This window comes from Flavobacteriales bacterium, from assembly GCA_016715895.1.
In the GTDB taxonomy this organism is placed as follows: Bacteria; Bacteroidota; Bacteroidia; order Flavobacteriales_F; family PHOS-HE28; genus PHOS-HE28.
The window spans coordinates 1,592,992-1,609,148 of sequence record JADJXH010000004.1; the positions used below are offsets into that span (position 1 = coordinate 1,592,992).

The following is a 16,157-nucleotide window of genomic DNA, read 5'->3' on the forward strand; positions in this document are numbered from 1 at the left end:
CTGAGAGAGGGGGATAGGAAATTCCCTTCTCAGGGTAGCTTTGCATACACGACGACCATGACCGGCATTCAGGATACCAAAAGCAACACCTATCGGCAACTGTTCGGTAACGGGCTCACCTATGTGATACCCAAATTCCAACGTGATTACTCTTGGACTTCCGAGCAGTGGGATGACCTCTGGCAGGACATCCAGTCAGTGTTGCGTGGTGACGAGCCCGGGCATTACATGGGCTACCTGGTGTTGCAGACCGAGAACAACAAGGTGTTCAAAGTGATTGACGGGCAGCAACGGCTCACCACCTTGAGCATCCTGATCTTGGCCGTGCTCAAGAGCCTGCACGGCCTAATTGAAAGCGGTGTGGACCCGGACCGCAACAAGCGGCGCATGGAGGCGCTGCGGAACTCCTACATCGGCTATCTGGACCCGGTTACCCTTGTGGCGTCCAACAAGATCCATTTGAACCGGAACAACGACGACTACTACAGGACTTACTTGGTACCGTTGGACCAGCTGAAGATCCGCAACACGAATGCTTCCGAAAAGTTGATGCGCCAGTGCTTCAATTGGTTCCATGATCGGTTGCGTAGGGAGTACACCACTGGTGAGGCCTTGGCCGGACTGGTGGATACCATCGTGGACAAGCTCGTGTTCACGGTGATTACAGTGGGGGACGACTTGAACGCCTTCAAGGTGTTCGAGACGCTGAACGCACGGGGTGTGCAGCTCTCCGCTGCAGACCTGCTGAAGAATTACTTGTTCTCCGTGGTGGACACCGAAGGCAGTCATACATCCGAGTTGCGGGAGATTGAAGAGCTGTGGGCGCAAGTGATGAGCACGCTCGGCGATCAGCGCTTCGAGGAATTCCTGCGGGTCTACTGGAATAGCCGTCGGAAAAATGTGCGCAAGAACGAGCTGTTCAAGGTCATTCGGAAACACATCCGGCACAAGGGCGAAGCCTTTGCGTTGCTTCGGGACCTGCGCCGCACGGCCGATCTGTTCATGGCTTTACGCAACCCGGAAGATGAGCTCTGGAAGGCCGACCGGCCTATACAATACCACCTGGAGGAGTTGCGCATGTTCCAAGTGCGCCAGCATCTGCCCTTGCTGATGTCCGCTCACGAATCCCTGGACAAGGCTGGCTTCCACAAGGTCCTGGAGGCCTGCAGTGTCATCTCCTTGCGCTACAATGTGATCGGCGGTTTGAACCCGAACGAACAGGATCGGGTTTATAACGATGCTGCCTTGCGGATCCACAAGGAAAAGCAGTTTGCCTTAAGCTGGTTGCAGGAGGTCTATCCGGACGATGAAAGTTTCGAGACGACCTTCTCCAACGTCGCCTTCAAAGACACCTCTAGGAACAACAAGATCGTCCGTTATCTGCTGGCCTCTGTCGAGCGGAGGAAGCACCAAACAGAGGTGGATCCCTTTGGTGAGAGCATGTCCATCGAGCATGTCATGCCAAGATCGGCCGTCGAGGACTGGGGAATCGACGATGACGTCTACGAGAGGTGCGTCTTCAGGCTGGGAAACCTGACGCTGTTGGAGGCATCACGAAATAAGGATGCCAGTTCGAAGCTCTACACGGAAAAGCGTGGTCTCTATGAGGGCAGCACATTCGGGATAACCCGGGCCATCGCCGAGCATTACTCCGAGTGGGGTGAGGAGCAGATCTCCAAACGTCAGAAGCAGCTTGCTAAGCAGGCCCGGGATATTTGGTCGCTTCGGATGAGCTGAACAAAGCAGGATACATTACTACTGCAGGGTGATCTGCATTACCACCTGCGCGCCCCATCGCTTCCAGCATCAGCAGGGATGGCGCGTTGATCGCCCACGCCGAACAGGATGCCTACCTTTGGGTGCATGAATGCGAACAGCGCACCGATGAGATCCTTTCCCGGCTTCCGGCCGATTGGGGCATCGATGTAGCCAACTTGCGCCAACGGCTGCAGGACCGGCTCTTCGATCCGCAGCGCCTTCCCGCCGTTCTGGACCATTTCCACGCCTTGTTGGCCCAATGTTGACCCCACGCCTGCGCCGGGCTTCGGCGCCGAACCCATGAGCAGCTTCTATTCCATCGTCCATGCCGGGATCAATCCCGTGGCCGGCGACAAGCTGGCCGTGGGGCTTTTCATGCGCGGTGCGCAAGGGCCTCGTTTCGCCTGGAGCCGCAACAGGGTGGGCGTGGTGCGCGACCTGTTGGGGCGCGATGCCCACCGCATGCTGGTGGTGAACCTGAAGGCGCTGGCCCGGGAGACCCAGGCGGATGCGAAGTTTAGCGCCGGGCTGTTCAGCCAAGTGGAGGCCGGAGAGCTGGCAGGGCAGTTGTTGCAGGAGCCCTACTTCGAGTACCTGAGCCGATACAGCCGTAATCTGCTCACCTTCGGACCGGTCACACGCATTGAAGTGGAAGCGGATGAAGCACGGTTCGCAGCCCTCTTCAAGCTGCTGGTGGATGATCACGAGCCAAGTAGCAAACCGGCCACCTCGGACATTGATGAAGTGCGGGAAGGTTTGCGCGCACGCACCGCTCAGCGGCTGGCATGGGAGGTAACGCTCACGCAGGCACGCTTGCCCGGTCTGCTCATGCCTGCGGTCACCATCGGCTTCCACGGCCGCAACGAATTGGACGTGATCGGCGAGGTGGTGGACTTTGAGCGGCCCAACTACCATTTGGAGAACCAGTTGTACGAGCTGAACGATGTGCAGCGCGCCATCAGTGCGAACAAGCAGCTGGGCAAGGCCTACGTGGTGGGCGATGAGCCGGATGCGAACACGCATGCGAAGCAACATGCCACGTGGAAGGCGTTCCGCGCACAGAGCCGATACACTGTGGTGCCAAGCAATGAGGTAAAGGAGGTGGAGAATTATATGGAGGAGCACAACGTGCGGCCGGTGGAATTGAACGAGACTGTTCAGTAAAGTGTGTCAGGCCGGATTGCGAACTTCAACACCTGACCCATGGAGGACAAGACGGACAAGTTCGATTACGAAGCCTTCGAGAAGGAGGCCATGAAGCAATTGCTACTGGGCAAGCCCTTGAGCGGCAGCGATGGGGTGCTGACCCCGCTGGTGAAGCGACTGATGGAGGCCTCGCTACGGGGCGAGCTGAGCGCTCACCTGGCCGAGGAGCCGCCTGGAGGTAACCGGCGCAACGGACATGGGCGCAAGCGGGTGAAGACCGCCCACGGAGAGGTGGAGATCGCCACGCCGCGCGACCGTGAGGGAACCTTCGACCCGGTGCTGCTGCCCAAGCGCGAGCGCGTGCTGAACGCCGAGCTGGACATGAAGATCATCAAGCTCTACGGGCTTGGGATGAGCCAGCGCGACATAAGCGACCATGTGCGGGACCTGTACGGCATCGAGGTGAGCGAGGCCACGATCAGCGCGGTGACCGACCAGGTGATCGCCGATGTACAGACCTGGCGGCAGCGGCCCTGGAGGCGCGCTACGCGATCGTGTGGCTCGATGCCATCCACTTCAAGGTGAAGCAGGAAGGGCGCGTGGTGAACAAGGCCGTATACACCGCCTTGGGCGTTGGCCCCGATGGCCACAAGGACCTGCTGGGCCTGTACGTGGGGCAGAGCGAAGGGGCCAAGTTCTGGCTGGGCGTGCTGGGCGACCTGCGCCAACGCGGCGTGGAGGACATGCTGATCGCATGCATCGACAACCTGAGCGGCTTCTCCGACGCGATCTCCTTGGTGTACCCACAGAGCGATATCCAGCTCTGCATCGTGCACCAGGTGCGCAATACCCTGAAGTACATCAGCTACAAGCACTACAAGGAGGTGGTCAAGGACATGCGGGCCATCTACCGGGCCCCTGGTGAGCAGCAAGCGCTGCATGCCCTGGAGGTCTTCAGCGACAAATGGGGGAACGCTACCCGCAGGCGGTGAGCTCCTGGCACACCAACTGGCCGCTGCTGGCCAGCCAGTACCGCTACAGCGAGCGCATCCGGCGGCTCATCTACACCACCAATCCCATCGAGGGCTTCCACGCTCAGCTGCGCAAGTACACCAAGACCAAGCGCGTCTTCGACAACGACATGGCCCTGCTCAAGCTGCTCTATCTGGCCCAGCAGCGCATCGTGGAGAAAATGGCCGCCAAGCCCATCTTCGCTTGGAGGGAGATAGCCGCCGAGCTACGCCTGCTCTTCGGCCCACGCTTCGATCCACAGGCGATCAACACCGATCAACAGGTTCTGAGTCTCCCCCGGACCCCCTCGTTCAAAACCCAACAACATCAACATCATCAGCAATAACGATGATGACACACTTTATCTAACAGACCCAATTGAACGGATAATTTCGTTCGGCCTTCACCGATGGCCACCTTCCTCACCGCCACCCCACCATCCCCCCGCACAACCACCACGTCCTTCCAAAACCCATGTCCCGCAGCACCTGTGCGGCCTGAGCACTTCTTCCGCCGCCCGTGGCGCACACGGTGATGATGCGTTCACGGGGCGACCAGCTGCGCGCCCGCTCCAGCAGCTCGGTCAGCGGGATGTTGATCGCGTGCGGAAGATGTCCGCTGGCATACTCTTCTGGACTGCGCACATCCACCACGCGCACACCGGGGCTGTTCAGCAGCGGCTTCAGGTCCTCTGGTTCCAGGCATTCGCGTTCGCTGGGCATGCGCAGCCACACGAGCAGACCGCTGAGCACCGTGACCACGCCGATGGCGAGGATGGAGGCCGTGATGCCGAAGCGATCCGCGATGAGGCCGGTGAGCAGTGCGCCGATCGCGTAGCCCAGGTCGCGCCACAGGCGGAACACGCCCACGGCCTCGCTGCGCTGTTGCGGATGCGTGTGCGCGGCGATCACCGCGAGGAAAGTCGGGTACACGAGCGCCGTGCCCAGGCCCAGCGCGGCACTGAGCGCGATGAAGGCGCCTTGTGCGTGCACGACCGGCAGGCCGAGGATGGCGATGCCTTGCAGCACCATGCCGATGATGAGCAAGGAGCGGCGGTTCACATGGTCCGCCAGCTTGCCGGTGAAGAGCTGGCCGAGGCCCCACACGGCGGGGTACACGGCGGCGATGAGGCCGATGCGCTCGGGGCCGAGGCCCTCGTGCAGCAGCAGCACGGGCAGCAGGCCCCACAGCATGCCGTCGTTCAGGTTGTTCACCAGTCCGGCCTGGGTGACAGGGCCCAGCGTGCGGTGCGTAAGGCTGGTCTCCACGAACACGCGCTTCAGCTTGGGGAGGACGCTGGTGGCGCCCTCAGCGGCCACGTGGTGCACGGTGTCCTTCACCCAGAGCAGCGTGAGCAACAGACCGATGACCGCGATGCCGATGCCCACTTGGAAGGGCACCGGCCGTGGACCGTGATGTGCGGCCAGGTAGCCGGTGAGAAAGGCCATGCCGCCCACGGCGAGGTAACCGGCGAACTCGTTGAGGCCCATGGCCAGGCCGCGGTCCTTCTCGCCCACGAGGTCCATCTTCATCACCACCGTGCTGCTCCACGCGAAGCCCTGGTGGATGCCCAGCAGGATGTTGGCCGCCACCACCCACGCCCAGGCATCGGCGTGGATGAGCAGGAAGGGCACGGGCAGTGCGTGGCTCCAGCCGATCACCAACAAGGCTTTGCGGCCGTAGCGTCCGGCGAGCCGGCCGGTGAAGTAGTTGGCCAGCGCCTTGCTGATGCCGAAGGCCATGATGAAGCTGAGCGCAGCGGCATGGGAGGCGATGCCGAACTCCGCTTCCGCCAGCAGCGGCAGCACGGTGCGCTCGATGCCCACCATGCCGCCCACGAAGGCGTTGACGATGACGAGCAGGGTGAACTGCTTCCAGTTGGCGCGGAGGCCGAGGGTGGTCATGTGTATCGCCAACGCTTCGCGATCCGCACCAAGTGCAACATGATGGGCACTTCGATAAGTACACCCACCACGGTCACCAATGCGGCACCGCTGTTCAATCCGAAGAGCGCGATGGCCACGGCCACCGAGAGTTCGAAGAAGTTGCTGGCCCCGATCATGCTGGCCGGTGCGCAGGTGCGGTAGTTCAGTCCCAGCCAGCGGCCGCCCTTCCAGCTGAGGAGGAAGATGAAGTAGGTCTGCAGCGTGAGGGGGATGGCGATGAGCAGGATGTCGAAGGGCTTGGCCAGGATCTTCTGGCCCTGGAAGGCGAAGAGCAGCACCAGCGTGAGCAGCAGCGCGGTGATGGAGAGCGGCTTCAGCGCGGGCAGGAAGCGGGTCTTGAACCAGGCCTCACCCTTGCTGCGCATCAGCCAGCGGTGGGTGAGGTAGCCCGCCACCAGCGGGATCACCACGAAGACGATGACCGAGGTGCTGAGCACCTCCCACGGGATGCTGATGCCCGAGATGCCCAGCAGCAGCTGCACGATGGGGATGAAGAGCACCAGCAGGATGAGGTCGTTCACGCTCACCTGCACCAGCGTGTAGTTGGGGTCGCCACCGCTGAGGTAGCTCCACACGAAGACCATGGCGGTGCAAGGCGCGGCGCCCAGCAGGATGGCCCCGGCGATGTACTCCTGCGCCAGCTCGGGCGTGATCCAGGCCGCGTAGAGGGTGGTGAAGAAGATCCACGCGAAGAAGGCCATGGTGAAGGGCTTGATGAGCCAGTTGACCACCACGGTGAGGCCGAGCCCCTTCAGTTGCGGACCTATCCTGCGAACGCTATCAAAGTCCACCTGCACCATCATGGGGTAGATCATCAGCCAGATGAGGAGGGCCACAGGGATGTTCACCGTGTTCACCTCCAGGTCGGCGATGACCTGCATGCCGCTGCCGGCCACCTGGCCCAGCGCGAGGCCTGCCGCGATGCAGAGCAGCACCCAGGCGGTGAGGTACTTCTCGAAGAAGCCGATGGTGGGAGCGGTCTGGGACATTGATCAGTTCAGTTCAACCACGGATGAACACAGATGGACACGGATGGGGGAGGCAGAGGCGGTAGTTCATCTGTGTGGATCAGTGTCCATCCGTGGTTGTCCTATCGCGCCGCTTGCTGCATCACGTACCACAGTTCCGCCGCGATCTGAAGGCAGCGTTCATCGTAGCGCGCGGCCTCCTCGGGCGTGCCATCGGCCTCCTTGGGGTCGTTGTAGGGCAGGCTGATGCGGTCCAAGGCACCGAACACGATGGGGCAATTCTTGTCCGCCTCCGAGCAGGTCATCACCGCGCAGAATTCCTTCTGTGGATTGGCGGGGTCGTTGTACACCTTGCTCCAGCAGCGTTCCGCGGCATGGTCCTTCGCGAACGACACCTCGACCACCGGGTTCTTCCCTTCGGGCTTCACCACCTGGAATCCTGCGCGCTCCACCGCCGCCACGGCACGCGGGTTGAAGGCCGTGGCCTCCGTGCCGCCGCTGTGGGTGCGCACATGGTCCTGGGCGAAGGTCCACGCGGCGGTCGCGGCCCACAGTTGGCTCAGGTGGCTGCGCCGGCTGTTGTGCGTGCAGATGAAGGTGAGGTCGGCCGTGGCGCCGGCGGCCTTGCGCTCCTTCACGAAGGCCGCGATGAGGTCGAGGCGCTCCTTGCGCTCGGCAGGGATGGCGGCCATGGCGGGTACCACGCGTTCGTCCACGTAGCGGTGCAGGTCGGGGTGCAGGGCGCGGTCCATGGGTGTGTCAGGCGTGAGCAGGGATAGGAGGAGCGTGGGGAACAGCATGTTGATCGGGGTGTTGGGGTCAGCAGCAGCCCGATCCCAGGTCGCAACCGGGCAGGGCGTGCACACCTTCGGGGTTGGCGGGGGTGAGGTCCTTCAGGGCCTGCTTTTGCCCTTTGGGCGCGCAGCAGTCCACGCTGCTCTTGCGGGCGAACACCGTGATGCTGAAGATGCCCGTGCCGCTGGCCTTGAAGGTGACGAGCTCTTCGGCGTTCAGGTAGTTCGAGAGGATATCGTCCGGCACCACGATGGGCTTGCGCTTCTGCACGGTGATATCCTCGAAGCCCAGCTCGCGGATGATGCCGAGGTATTCGCTTTCCTGCAGGGCGCCGCTCACACAGCCGGCGTACATCTCCGCAGCGCCTTGGATCGCGGGGGGCAGTTCGCCCACCAGCACCACATCGCTGATGCTGAAGTGCCCGCCGGGCTTCAACACGCGCAGCACCTCGCTGAAGGCCTTCCGCTTGTCGGGCACCAGGTTCAGCACGCAGTTGCTCACCACCACGTCCACCATGCAGGCGGAAAGGGGCAGCGCCTCGATGTCGCCCTGGCGGAACTCCACGTTCTGGTGGTCCAGCTTGCGGGCGTTCTCCCTGGCCTTGGCGATCATCTCGGGGGTGAAGTCCACGCCGATCACGCGGCCGTCCTCGCCGGTCTCGTGGCGCGCCACGAAGCAGTCGTTGCCGGCACCGCTGCCCAGGTCGAGCACGGTGTCGCCTTTCTTGATGCCTGCGAACTGCGTGGGCAGCCCGCAGCCCAGACCCAGGTCGGCGTCCGGGTTGTAGCCTGCCACTCGGGTGTAATCATCGGTCATGATGGTGTACACCTCGGTGCTGCAGCCCCCGGCGCCGCAGCAGCTGCTGGCGTTGGTGGCCTTGTCCTGGCGGGCGATCTCGGCGTACTTGGCGCGGACGAGGTCCTTGGTCTCTTGTGCGGTGTTCATGGCGTTATTGGTTGTTGGGGCGAGGTTCACCTTGCCCATGCATTTGTTCGTGAACTCGGGCGAGGTGAACCTCGCCCGCACTCAGCAGCAGCTGTCGATGGGTGTGTAGGTGGCGAAGAGCTTGGCGAAGGCGGCCTCCGCCCTGGCCCAGGCTTTGGGTTCGATACAGTAGCACACGCTGGTGCCTTCCACGGTCCCCTTGATCAGGCCGGCGTCCTTCAGCTCCCGCAGATGCTGGCTGATGGTGGCCTGGGCAAGCCCCAGTTCCTCCACCAGGCTCCCGCAGATGCAGGTGTTCTCCTTCAGCATGTACTGCAGGATGGCGATGCGCGCGGGGTGGCCCAGCACCCTGGCCCAGGTGGCCAGCTGGTTCTGCTGCGCGGTGAAGAGGTCGGCCTTGGTAACGCCCATGGAGGATCGTGAATAGATCGCAATATTACGATGAAAAGGAGATCATCGGTAAATGCCGATGAACGGATCGTGATGGACCGTTGGCTACTTGGGGGCCGTGCGGTACAGCCACACGCCCACCGCGCCGAAGATCAGGTTGGGCAGCCACACGGCGAACAGCGGGTCCAGCCCGGCGTTGGTGGCGGCCACGGTGGTGATCTTGCTGCTGAAGATGTAGAGCAGCACGAGCAGCACGCCGAGGGCGAGGTGCACGCCGGTGCCGCCGCGCACCTTGCGGCTGCTGATGCTCACGCCGATGAGGGTGAACACATAGGTGGCGAAGGGGGCGGAGGTGCGCTGGTGCTTTTCGATCAGGTAGAAGGCGGTGGTGTCGCTGCCGCGCATGCGCTCCTCGGCCACGAAGCGGTCCAGCTCGGCGGTGGTCATGCTCATGGCGTTCTCGTTGCGCTGGCCGAGGTCCTTGGGCACCAGGGGGATCAGGGTGTCCATCACGCTGCCCTGCCGGAGGCTGCCGCCGGTGCTGTCGATCTCCTGCAGGGTCCAGTCCTCCACACGCCAGCGCCCCGTCAGGCTGTCGTAGATGGCGCGCTCGCTCATCAGCTTGCGGGTGAGGCGGCCGTCCGCCCAGTGCTCCAGGCTGAAGCGGTAGCCGGTGCGCTTCTGGGCGTTGAAGCTCTCCACGTAGGCGATGGTGCCCGGCGCGATCTCGCGGTGGATGTTCTTGCCCTTCACCTGGAAGGCCACGCGGATGTGCTCCTCCTCGAAGGCCAGGCGCTCCTTGTTGGCCGCCGGCAGCACCAGGTGGTTGGCGGCCAGGGCCAGCAGCATCAGGAAGGTGGCCGACAGGAAGTAGGGCCACATGAGGCGCGGGAAGCTGATGCCGCTGCTGAGGGCCGCGATCACCTCGCTGCGGTGCGCCAGCCGGCTGGTGAACAGGATCACCGCCAGGAAGATGAGCAGACCGCTGAAGAAGTTGGCGTAGTAGATCACGAAGTTGACGTAGTACTCCCGCACGATCTCGCCCACGCCGGCGCTCATCTTGGCGAAGTCCTCCGTCTTCTCGCTGATGTCGAACACCACGGCGATGGCCATGATGAGCACCAGGATGAAGAAGAAGGTGCCCAGGAACTGGCGGATGATGTAGCGGTCGAAGAGGCGGAGCATGGCGTCCTTCGTTCGGTCAGCACATCGGCCCTTCGGCGGCGTTGTCCATCACAGGCGTTGCTTGAGGGCGGGCAGCAGGGCGTTCTTCCAGCCGGTGAAGCTACCGTCCAGGATGCGCGTGCGGGCCTCCCGCATCAACGCGATGTAGAAGCCCAGGTTGTGCAGGCTGGCGATCTGCTGGCCCAGCATCTCGTTGCTGGCGAACAGGTGGCGCACGAAGGCCCGGCTGTAGGCGGTGTCCACCCAGCTGTGCCCGTCGGGGTCCAGGGCGCCGTGGTGGTCGGCCCACTGCCGGTTCTTGATCTGCAGCACCCCCTGGCGGGTGAAGAGCATGCCGTTGCGGCCGTTGCGGGTGGGCATCACGCAGTCGAACATGTCCACTCCGCGGGCCATGTTCTCCAGCAGGTTCCACGGGGTGCCCACACCCATCAGGTAGCGCGGCCGATCGGCGGGCAGGATGCCGCAGCACAGCTCGGCCATGGCGTACATCTCCTCCTCGGGCTCGCCCACGCTGAGGCCCCCGATGGCGTTGCCCACGGCGCCCTGCTCCGCCACATGCTCGGCGCTCTGCTTCCGCAGGTCGGGGAAGGTGCTGCCCTGCACGATGGGGAAGAGCGCCTGCTCGTGGCCGTACTTCGGTCCGGTGCTGGTGAAGCGCGCGATGCAGCGGGCCAGCCAGCGGTGCGTGCGGTGCATGCTGTCGGTGGCGTACTTCAGGTCGCAGGGCCAGGGGGTGCACTCGTCGAAGGCCATGCAGATGTCGGCACCGATGCTGCGCTGGATGTCCATCACGCCCTCCGGGGTGAAGAGGTGGCGGCTGCCGTCGATGTGGCTCTGGAACTTCACCCCCTCCTCGGTGATCTTGCGGATGTCGCTGAGGGAGTGCACCTGGAAGCCGCCGCTGTCGGTGAGGATGGGCCGGTCCCACCCGTTGAAGCGGTGCAGGCCCCCCGCATGCTCCAGCACCTCCGTACCGGGCCGCAGGTACAGGTGGTAGGTGTTGCTCAGCATGATGGGCGCGTCCAGGTCGTTCCGCAGCTCGCGCGGGTGGACGGCCTTCACGGCGCCGAGGGTGCCCACGGGCATGAAGACGGGGGTGGGGATGGGGCCGTGGTCGGTGTGGAGCACCCCGGCACGGGCGTGGCCGGCCGGATCGGTGCGGAGAAGCTCGAAATGCACGGGGCAAAGATGGGACGGCCCGGGCGGGCGGCACTTGCCCCCGGAAGCCTGTTCATAACCGGCCCCGGGCGGTCCGGAGGCGTGCGGAGGCGCCCGGTAGCTTCGCTGCCATCCTGTCCATGGTCCAGATGCTCGTGTTCGCGATGGGCGGTGCGCTCGCCGTGCTGCTGTGCTATCACGCGTTCATCTTCAGCAGGCTGGCCTTCCGCCGCCAGGTGGTGACGCCCGACCGCGACCTGCCGGTGAGCGTGGTGATCTGCGCACGCAACGAGGCGCCCGCCCTGGAGAAGCTCGTTCCCGAGCTCATGGAGCAGGACCACCGCGAGTTCGAGGTGGTGGTGGTGAACGACCGCAGCCAGGACCTCACCGGCGAGGTGCTCGAGTGGATGAAGCCGCGCTTCCCCCGGCTGCGCGTGGTCAATATCCAGGCCGATGAGAAGTTCAGCTACGGCAAGAAGATCGCCGTGGGCGTGGGCGTTCGGGCCGCCAAGCATCCGCACATCCTGCTCACCGACGCCGATTGCCGCCCTGTGGGGCCCGACTGGATCAGCTGCATGGCCAGCGGGTTCAGTGAGCGCCGCCACATCGTCATCGGCCACAGCCCCTCCGAGGTGAGGCCCGGGCTCACCAACCTGCTGGAGCGGTTCGACGGCATCACCAAGGCCGTGCAGTTCATCGCCTTCGCCAAGGCCGGCCTGCCCTACATGGGCGTGGGCCGCAACCTGGGCTACACGCACGAGGTCTTCTTCAACGCCAAGGGCCCGCGGCGCCACCACCATCTCATGAGCGGCGACGACGACCTGTTCATCAACGAGGTGGCGCGTGCGCGCAACACGTCGGCGGTGGCGGACCCGCGCACCTTCATGGTCACGCGGGCCACGGAGGGGCTGGCCACCTGGATCCGGCGCAAGCGCCGCCACTACACCACGGCGCGCTACTACCGCTTCGGGCACCAGCTGCTGCTCACCCTGCTGCCCCTGGCGCGCCTTGTGTTCTGGGTCGCCTGTGCGGCCCTGTTCGCCCTGGGTGCCGTGCGCGAGGCCGGTGCGGGCCTCGCCGTGAAGGTCGGCGCCTTCCTCCCCGTCACCCTGCTGGCCATGCGCCGGCTGGGGGCCGGCCCTTTGCTGCTCACCCTGGCCCTCCCCCTGGAATGGCTGTTCTTAGTTTTGGAACCGCTGATCTACCTCAGCACCCTGGTCATCAAGCCCCGCCGATGGAAGTGAACGAGAACCTCTCCGAGAAGGCGCGTTACGACTACGTGCTCGTGCGCCGCGCCGTGGACAAGGGCGACCAGAAGGCGTACGCCGAGCTGATGAGCCGCTATCGCGACTCCATCTACTTCATGTTGTTGAAGATGATCAACAACAAGGACGATGCGGAGGACCTCACCATCGAGGCCTTCGGCAAGGCCTTCAACCGGCTCAAGCAGTACACGCCCAACTACGCCTTCAGCACCTGGCTGTTCAAGATCGCGTCGAACAACTGCATCGACTGGATCCGCAAGCAGAAGAAGAAGACCCTCTCCATCGACAACCCCATCGGCACCGACGACGGGGACGAGATGACGATCGAGATCCGCAGCCACGGCCCCGACCCGGCCGATGTGGTGATCCGCGACCAGAAGAGCGCGGTGATGCGCGAGGTGGTGGACAAGCTCAAGCCCCGCTACCGCACCCTCATCGAGCTGCGCTATTACAAGGAGTACAGCTACGAGGAGATCGCCGACGAGCTCGACCTTCCCCTGGGCACCGTCAAGGCGCAGCTTTTCCGCGCCCGCGAGTTCCTCATGAACATGCTGAACAACAGCAAGGAGGCCATCTGAGGGGCATGTGCCCATGTGCACATGTGCACATGAGCACATGGTCGCATGCGCACATGACCGAACTGCTCACCAAGTACTTCCCCGAGCTCACGGCGCAACAGCGTGACCGGTTCGCGCGCATGGGCCCGTTGTACGCCGACTGGAACGAGCGCGTGAACCTGGTCTCGCGGAAGGACATCGAGCACCTCTACGAACGGCACATCCTGCACGCGCTCGGCATCGCCAAGGTGGTCCAGTTCAAGAAAGGGACACGGATCGTGGACGTGGGCACCGGCGGCGGCTTCCCCCTCATCCCGCTGGCCGTCCTCTTCCCGGACTGCGTCCTTCACGGCATCGACGGCATCGGCAAGAAGATCGCGGCCGTGCAGGGCATCATCCAGGGCCTGGGCCTCACCAATTGCACCGCCGAGCAGGTGCGCAGCACCGGGCACCGGCAGCGCTACGACGTCATTGTCAGCCGCGCGGTCAGCGCGCTGCCCGAGTTCATCCGCGACACGAAGCACCTGGTCGTCCAAGGCGCCGGACGGCTCTATACCCTGAAGGGGGGCGATCTGGCCGATGAACTGCTCCCGGTCAGGCAGCGCTATCGCGTGCACGAGCTGTCACGCGTCTTCGAGGAGGAGTTCTTCGCCACCAAGAAGGTGGTTCAAGTGGAAATGTGAAAGTGGAAAGCTGAAAGTTGAAACGGGGGCCTTTTCAACTTTCAGCTTTCATATTTCAGCTTTGAACATTCAGCTTTCCATCTGCAGTCGGCTCAGGCTGTGGTACAGCCCGTCCACGTCGGCGATCAGCTCGCCATGGGTGCCGCTTTCGGCGATCACGCCCTTGTCCAGCACCAGGATCCGGTCCGCATCGCGGATGGTGCTGAGGCGGTGCGCGATCACCAGGCTCGTGCGGCCCTTCATCAGCTGCTCGAGCGCTTCCTGCACCAGGCGTTCGCTCTCGCTGTCCAGCGCGCTGGTGGCCTCGTCCAGGATCAGGATGGCGGGGTCCTTCAGCACGGCGCGGGCGATGGCGATGCGCTGGCGCTGCCCGCCGCTGAGCTGGATGCCGCGTTCGCCCACCACGGTGGCATAGCCCTCGGGGAAGGCGGCGATGAAGTCGTGCGCGTTGGCGCGGCGGGCCGCGGCCTCCACCTCGGCATCGGTGGCATCGGGACGGCCGTAGGCGATGTTCTCGCGGATGCTGCCGCCGAACAGCAGCACCTCTTGCGGCACGATGGCCATGCGGTCGCGGAGCGCGGTGAGCGGATAGTCGCGTGCGTCGCGGTCGTCGATGCGCACCGTGCCCTGCACCGGGTCGAAGAAGCGCAGCACCAGGGAGGCGACGGTGCTCTTGCCCGCGCCGCTGGGGCCCACGAGCGCGATGCGCTGGCCGGGTTCGGCGGTGAACGACACATCCCGAAGCACCGGCACATCGGCGCGGGTGGCGTAGTGGAAGCTCACGCCCTCGAAGGCGATGCGGCCCCGCAGCTCGATGCGCTGCTTGCGCGCGTCCAGGCTCACCGGCTCGCCGGGCTCGTCGTGCAGGTCCATCAGCCGTTCGGTGGCCCCGATGGCCTTCAGCACGGTGTTCACATGCTCGGGGATGCCGCCGATGCTGGCGCCCACGAACACGCTGTACATGATGAAGGTGACGAGCTCGCCGTTGGTGAGCAGCCCTTCGCGCTGCAGGTTCACCCCGCGCCACACCACCAGGATGATGGCGCCGAACATGCACAGGATGATGAACGAGACGAGGGCCCCGCGCCACCGTGCGCCGCGCATGGCCAGCGCGCGTGCGCTGAGGACGCTGCGGCCGTAGCGCACGCTCTCCCAAGCTTCATTGGCGAAGGCCTTCACGCTCTGGATGCCCTGCAGCGTCTCGTCCACGATCACGTTGGTGTCGGCGATGCGGTCCTGCACCTGGCGGCTGAGGCGGCCGATGAAGCGGCCGAAGAGGACGGCCACGAGCACCACCACCGGCACGGAGGCGAGCATGGTGAGGGTGAGCTCCGGCGACAGGCGCGCCAGGAGCACGATGCCCGCGGCGATGATGATCAGCTGGCGCAGCAGCTCGGCCAGCGTGGTGGTGAAGGTGTCCTGCAGCAGGGCCACATCGGCGCTGAGGCGGCTGTTGAGCTCGCCCACACGCCGCCTGGCGAAGAAGGACATCGGCAGCCGCAGCAGGTGGGCATAGGTGTCGCGCCGCAGGTCGGCCAGCATGTGCTCGGTGACGTGCGCGAAGAGAACGATGCGGAAGAAGCCGAGCACCGCCTGCACGGCGAAGACCAGCAGGAGCAGCAGGAAGATGCTGTCCGTGTTGGTGAGGTCGAACAGCGGCGCGCTGAAGGAGGTCTCGCCCTTGGTGGAGTCGATGAGCTTGCCCATCAACCCCGGGAACACCAGGCTGAGACCGCTGGTGCCGATCAGGAAGAGCAGGCCGGCCGCGAAGGTCCAGCGGTGGGGTCGCAGGTAGCGGAACAGGCGCAGGGCCTTGCGCAGCGTCGCACGGTCCAGCTTGGCCGGCTTCGCATCGTTGTAGCGGGAACGGTGGCGGCGGGAGGCCATGGTCACTGTCGCCGGCGGGTCCTCACCCGTGCAGCGCCACCATCTTGTCGGCGATGTGGTCGAAGAGGTTCCGCAGCGGGGTCTCCACCATCATCTTGATGAAGGGGTTCAGGTCCGCCTCGAAGACCTGCCAGGCGCGCGTGCCGCCATCGGCGGCCTGCAGATGCACGTCCAGCGTGAACGGGAAGGGGCTCCGGTCGGTGGCCTTCATGCGCACCAGCCCCGGTGCTTCGCCACCGGCCAGCTCCAGCCCGATGGTGGCCGCGCCCTGCACCTTGAAGGAGCACGACCGGCCGTCGCTCTTCCAGTCGCTGATGCGGTCCTGCGGCAGCAGCTGCTGGAAGTTGTTCATGTCCTGAAGGAAGGTGTACAGCTCGTCCGGGCCGCGGCCGATCGTCACCTGCTTGCTCTCGATGCGTGTCATGCCCATGGGTTCGTTCCGTCCGCTCGTTCCGTCACGCCC

The 16,157-nt window shown here is 64.3% G+C and carries 15 protein-coding genes and 1 pseudogene; 6 read left to right on the top strand and 10 right to left on the bottom strand.

Features of this window, described 5'->3' with window-relative positions; all coding sequences use genetic code 11:
* The first annotated feature begins 57 nt into the window (after positions 1 to 57).
* Positions 58 to 1,737 (top strand): DUF262 domain-containing protein, encoded by a 1,680-nt coding sequence (locus IPM49_15570; GenBank protein ID MBK9275941.1) that lies wholly within the window; start codon positions 58 to 60, stop codon positions 1,735 to 1,737.
* A 38-nt stretch (positions 1,738 to 1,775) separates the two neighbouring features.
* Here IPM49_15570 and IPM49_15575 read toward each other — a convergent pair whose 3' ends face one another.
* Positions 1,776 to 1,997 (bottom strand): hypothetical protein, encoded by a 222-nt coding sequence (locus IPM49_15575; GenBank protein MBK9275942.1) that lies wholly within the window; start codon positions 1,995 to 1,997, stop codon positions 1,776 to 1,778.
* Positions 1,998 to 2,058: 61 nt separating this feature from the next.
* On the opposite strand from IPM49_15575, the gene IPM49_15580 reads away from it, so the two are divergent.
* Both IPM49_15580 and IPM49_15585 read left to right on the top strand, forming a co-directional pair.
* Positions 2,059 to 2,922 carry a hypothetical protein gene (locus IPM49_15580; protein MBK9275943.1) on the top strand — a complete coding sequence of 288 codons (864 nt, stop codon included), beginning with the start codon at positions 2,059 to 2,061 and terminating at the stop codon, positions 2,920 to 2,922.
* Between the two features lie 39 nt (positions 2,923 to 2,961).
* Positions 2,962 to 4,183 (top strand): annotated as a pseudogene (locus IPM49_15585) (IS256 family transposase).
* A gap of 154 nt (positions 4,184 to 4,337) precedes the next feature.
* Here the strand turns inward: IPM49_15585 and IPM49_15590 are convergent.
* The 7 genes from IPM49_15590 to tgt all read right to left on the bottom strand — a co-directional run bounded on the left by IPM49_15590 (position 4,338) and on the right by tgt (position 11,323).
* On the bottom strand, positions 4,338 to 5,819 hold the full coding sequence (locus tag IPM49_15590; GenBank protein MBK9275944.1) for an MFS transporter: 1,482 nt from the start codon (positions 5,817 to 5,819) through the stop codon (positions 4,338 to 4,340).
* Positions 5,816 to 6,850: an ACR3 family arsenite efflux transporter gene (gene arsB / locus IPM49_15595; GenBank protein ID MBK9275945.1), complete on the bottom strand. Its 1,035-nt coding sequence runs from the start codon at positions 6,848 to 6,850 to the stop codon at positions 5,816 to 5,818. Before arsB ends, IPM49_15590 begins: the two co-directional genes overlap by 4 nt.
* Before the next feature lie 101 nt (positions 6,851 to 6,951).
* Positions 6,952 to 7,521 (bottom strand): protein-tyrosine-phosphatase, encoded by a 570-nt coding sequence (locus IPM49_15600; GenBank protein ID MBK9275946.1) that lies wholly within the window; start codon positions 7,519 to 7,521, stop codon positions 6,952 to 6,954.
* Positions 7,522 to 7,648: 127 nt separating this feature from the next.
* The gene (locus tag IPM49_15605; GenBank protein ID MBK9275947.1) at positions 7,649 to 8,569 is read right to left on the bottom strand and encodes an arsenite methyltransferase; all 921 of its coding nucleotides are present in this window, start codon (positions 8,567 to 8,569) and stop codon (positions 7,649 to 7,651) included.
* An 81-nt stretch (positions 8,570 to 8,650) separates the two neighbouring features.
* Positions 8,651 to 8,980, bottom strand: coding sequence for a winged helix-turn-helix transcriptional regulator (locus IPM49_15610; protein MBK9275948.1), 330 nt, complete (start codon positions 8,978 to 8,980; stop codon positions 8,651 to 8,653).
* An 84-nt stretch (positions 8,981 to 9,064) separates the two neighbouring features.
* The gene (locus IPM49_15615) at positions 9,065 to 10,144 is read right to left on the bottom strand and encodes an LptF/LptG family permease (GenBank protein MBK9275949.1); all 1,080 of its coding nucleotides are present in this window, start codon (positions 10,142 to 10,144) and stop codon (positions 9,065 to 9,067) included.
* Positions 10,145 to 10,192: 48 nt separating this feature from the next.
* Complete coding sequence (tgt, locus tag IPM49_15620) at positions 10,193 to 11,323, bottom strand: tRNA guanosine(34) transglycosylase Tgt (GenBank protein MBK9275950.1); 1,131 nt, start codon at positions 11,321 to 11,323, stop codon at positions 10,193 to 10,195.
* A gap of 119 nt (positions 11,324 to 11,442) precedes the next feature.
* On the opposite strand from tgt, the gene IPM49_15625 reads away from it, so the two are divergent.
* The 3 genes from IPM49_15625 to rsmG are packed head-to-tail and all read left to right on the top strand — an operon-like array spanning position 11,443 to position 13,807.
* Positions 11,443 to 12,546 (top strand): glycosyltransferase, encoded by a 1,104-nt coding sequence (locus tag IPM49_15625; GenBank protein MBK9275951.1) that lies wholly within the window; start codon positions 11,443 to 11,445, stop codon positions 12,544 to 12,546.
* Positions 12,537 to 13,145, top strand: coding sequence for a sigma-70 family RNA polymerase sigma factor (locus IPM49_15630; GenBank protein ID MBK9275952.1), 609 nt, complete (start codon positions 12,537 to 12,539; stop codon positions 13,143 to 13,145). The genes IPM49_15625 and IPM49_15630 overlap by 10 nt, the downstream gene beginning before the upstream one ends.
* 53 nt (positions 13,146 to 13,198) lie before the next feature.
* Entirely contained in the window at positions 13,199 to 13,807 is a 609-nt protein-coding gene (rsmG, locus tag IPM49_15635; GenBank protein ID MBK9275953.1) for a 16S rRNA (guanine(527)-N(7))-methyltransferase RsmG, read from the top strand.
* Positions 13,808 to 13,876: 69 nt separating this feature from the next.
* On the opposite strand, the gene IPM49_15640 is transcribed toward rsmG, so the two are convergent.
* Positions 13,877 to 15,694 carry an ATP-binding cassette domain-containing protein gene (locus tag IPM49_15640; protein ID MBK9275954.1) on the bottom strand — a complete coding sequence of 606 codons (1,818 nt, stop codon included), beginning with the start codon at positions 15,692 to 15,694 and terminating at the stop codon, positions 13,877 to 13,879.
* Between the two features lie 22 nt (positions 15,695 to 15,716).
* Entirely contained in the window at positions 15,717 to 16,118 is a 402-nt protein-coding gene (locus IPM49_15645; GenBank protein ID MBK9275955.1) for a hypothetical protein, read from the bottom strand.
* Positions 16,119 to 16,157 lie beyond the last annotated feature (39 nt).

What these genes read in the sequence shown, in the direction of transcription:
- IPM49_15645 (MBK9275955.1), bottom strand. Translation starts at nt 16,118, where the DNA reads ATGACACGCATCGAGAGCAAGCAGGTGACGATCGGCCGCGGCCCGGAC.
- arsB (MBK9275945.1), bottom strand. Translation starts at nt 6,850, where the DNA reads ATGTCCCAGACCGCTCCCACCATCGGCTTCTTCGAGAAGTACCTCACC.
- IPM49_15580 (MBK9275943.1), top strand. Translation starts at nt 2,059, where the DNA reads ATGAGCAGCTTCTATTCCATCGTCCATGCCGGGATCAATCCCGTGGCC.
- IPM49_15605 (MBK9275947.1), bottom strand. Translation starts at nt 8,569, where the DNA reads ATGAACACCGCACAAGAGACCAAGGACCTCGTCCGCGCCAAGTACGCC.
- IPM49_15615 (MBK9275949.1), bottom strand. Translation starts at nt 10,144, where the DNA reads ATGCTCCGCCTCTTCGACCGCTACATCATCCGCCAGTTCCTGGGCACC.
- rsmG (MBK9275953.1), top strand. Translation starts at nt 13,199, where the DNA reads ATGACCGAACTGCTCACCAAGTACTTCCCCGAGCTCACGGCGCAACAG.
- IPM49_15590 (MBK9275944.1), bottom strand. Translation starts at nt 5,819, where the DNA reads ATGACCACCCTCGGCCTCCGCGCCAACTGGAAGCAGTTCACCCTGCTC.
- IPM49_15610 (MBK9275948.1), bottom strand. Translation starts at nt 8,980, where the DNA reads ATGGGCGTTACCAAGGCCGACCTCTTCACCGCGCAGCAGAACCAGCTG.
- IPM49_15625 (MBK9275951.1), top strand. Translation starts at nt 11,443, where the DNA reads ATGGTCCAGATGCTCGTGTTCGCGATGGGCGGTGCGCTCGCCGTGCTG.
- IPM49_15570 (MBK9275941.1), top strand. Translation starts at nt 58, where the DNA reads ATGACCGGCATTCAGGATACCAAAAGCAACACCTATCGGCAACTGTTC.
- IPM49_15600 (MBK9275946.1), bottom strand. Translation starts at nt 7,521, where the DNA reads ATGGCCGCCATCCCTGCCGAGCGCAAGGAGCGCCTCGACCTCATCGCG.
- IPM49_15575 (MBK9275942.1), bottom strand. Translation starts at nt 1,997, where the DNA reads ATGGTCCAGAACGGCGGGAAGGCGCTGCGGATCGAAGAGCCGGTCCTG.
- IPM49_15640 (MBK9275954.1), bottom strand. Translation starts at nt 15,694, where the DNA reads ATGGCCTCCCGCCGCCACCGTTCCCGCTACAACGATGCGAAGCCGGCC.
- IPM49_15630 (MBK9275952.1), top strand. Translation starts at nt 12,537, where the DNA reads ATGGAAGTGAACGAGAACCTCTCCGAGAAGGCGCGTTACGACTACGTG.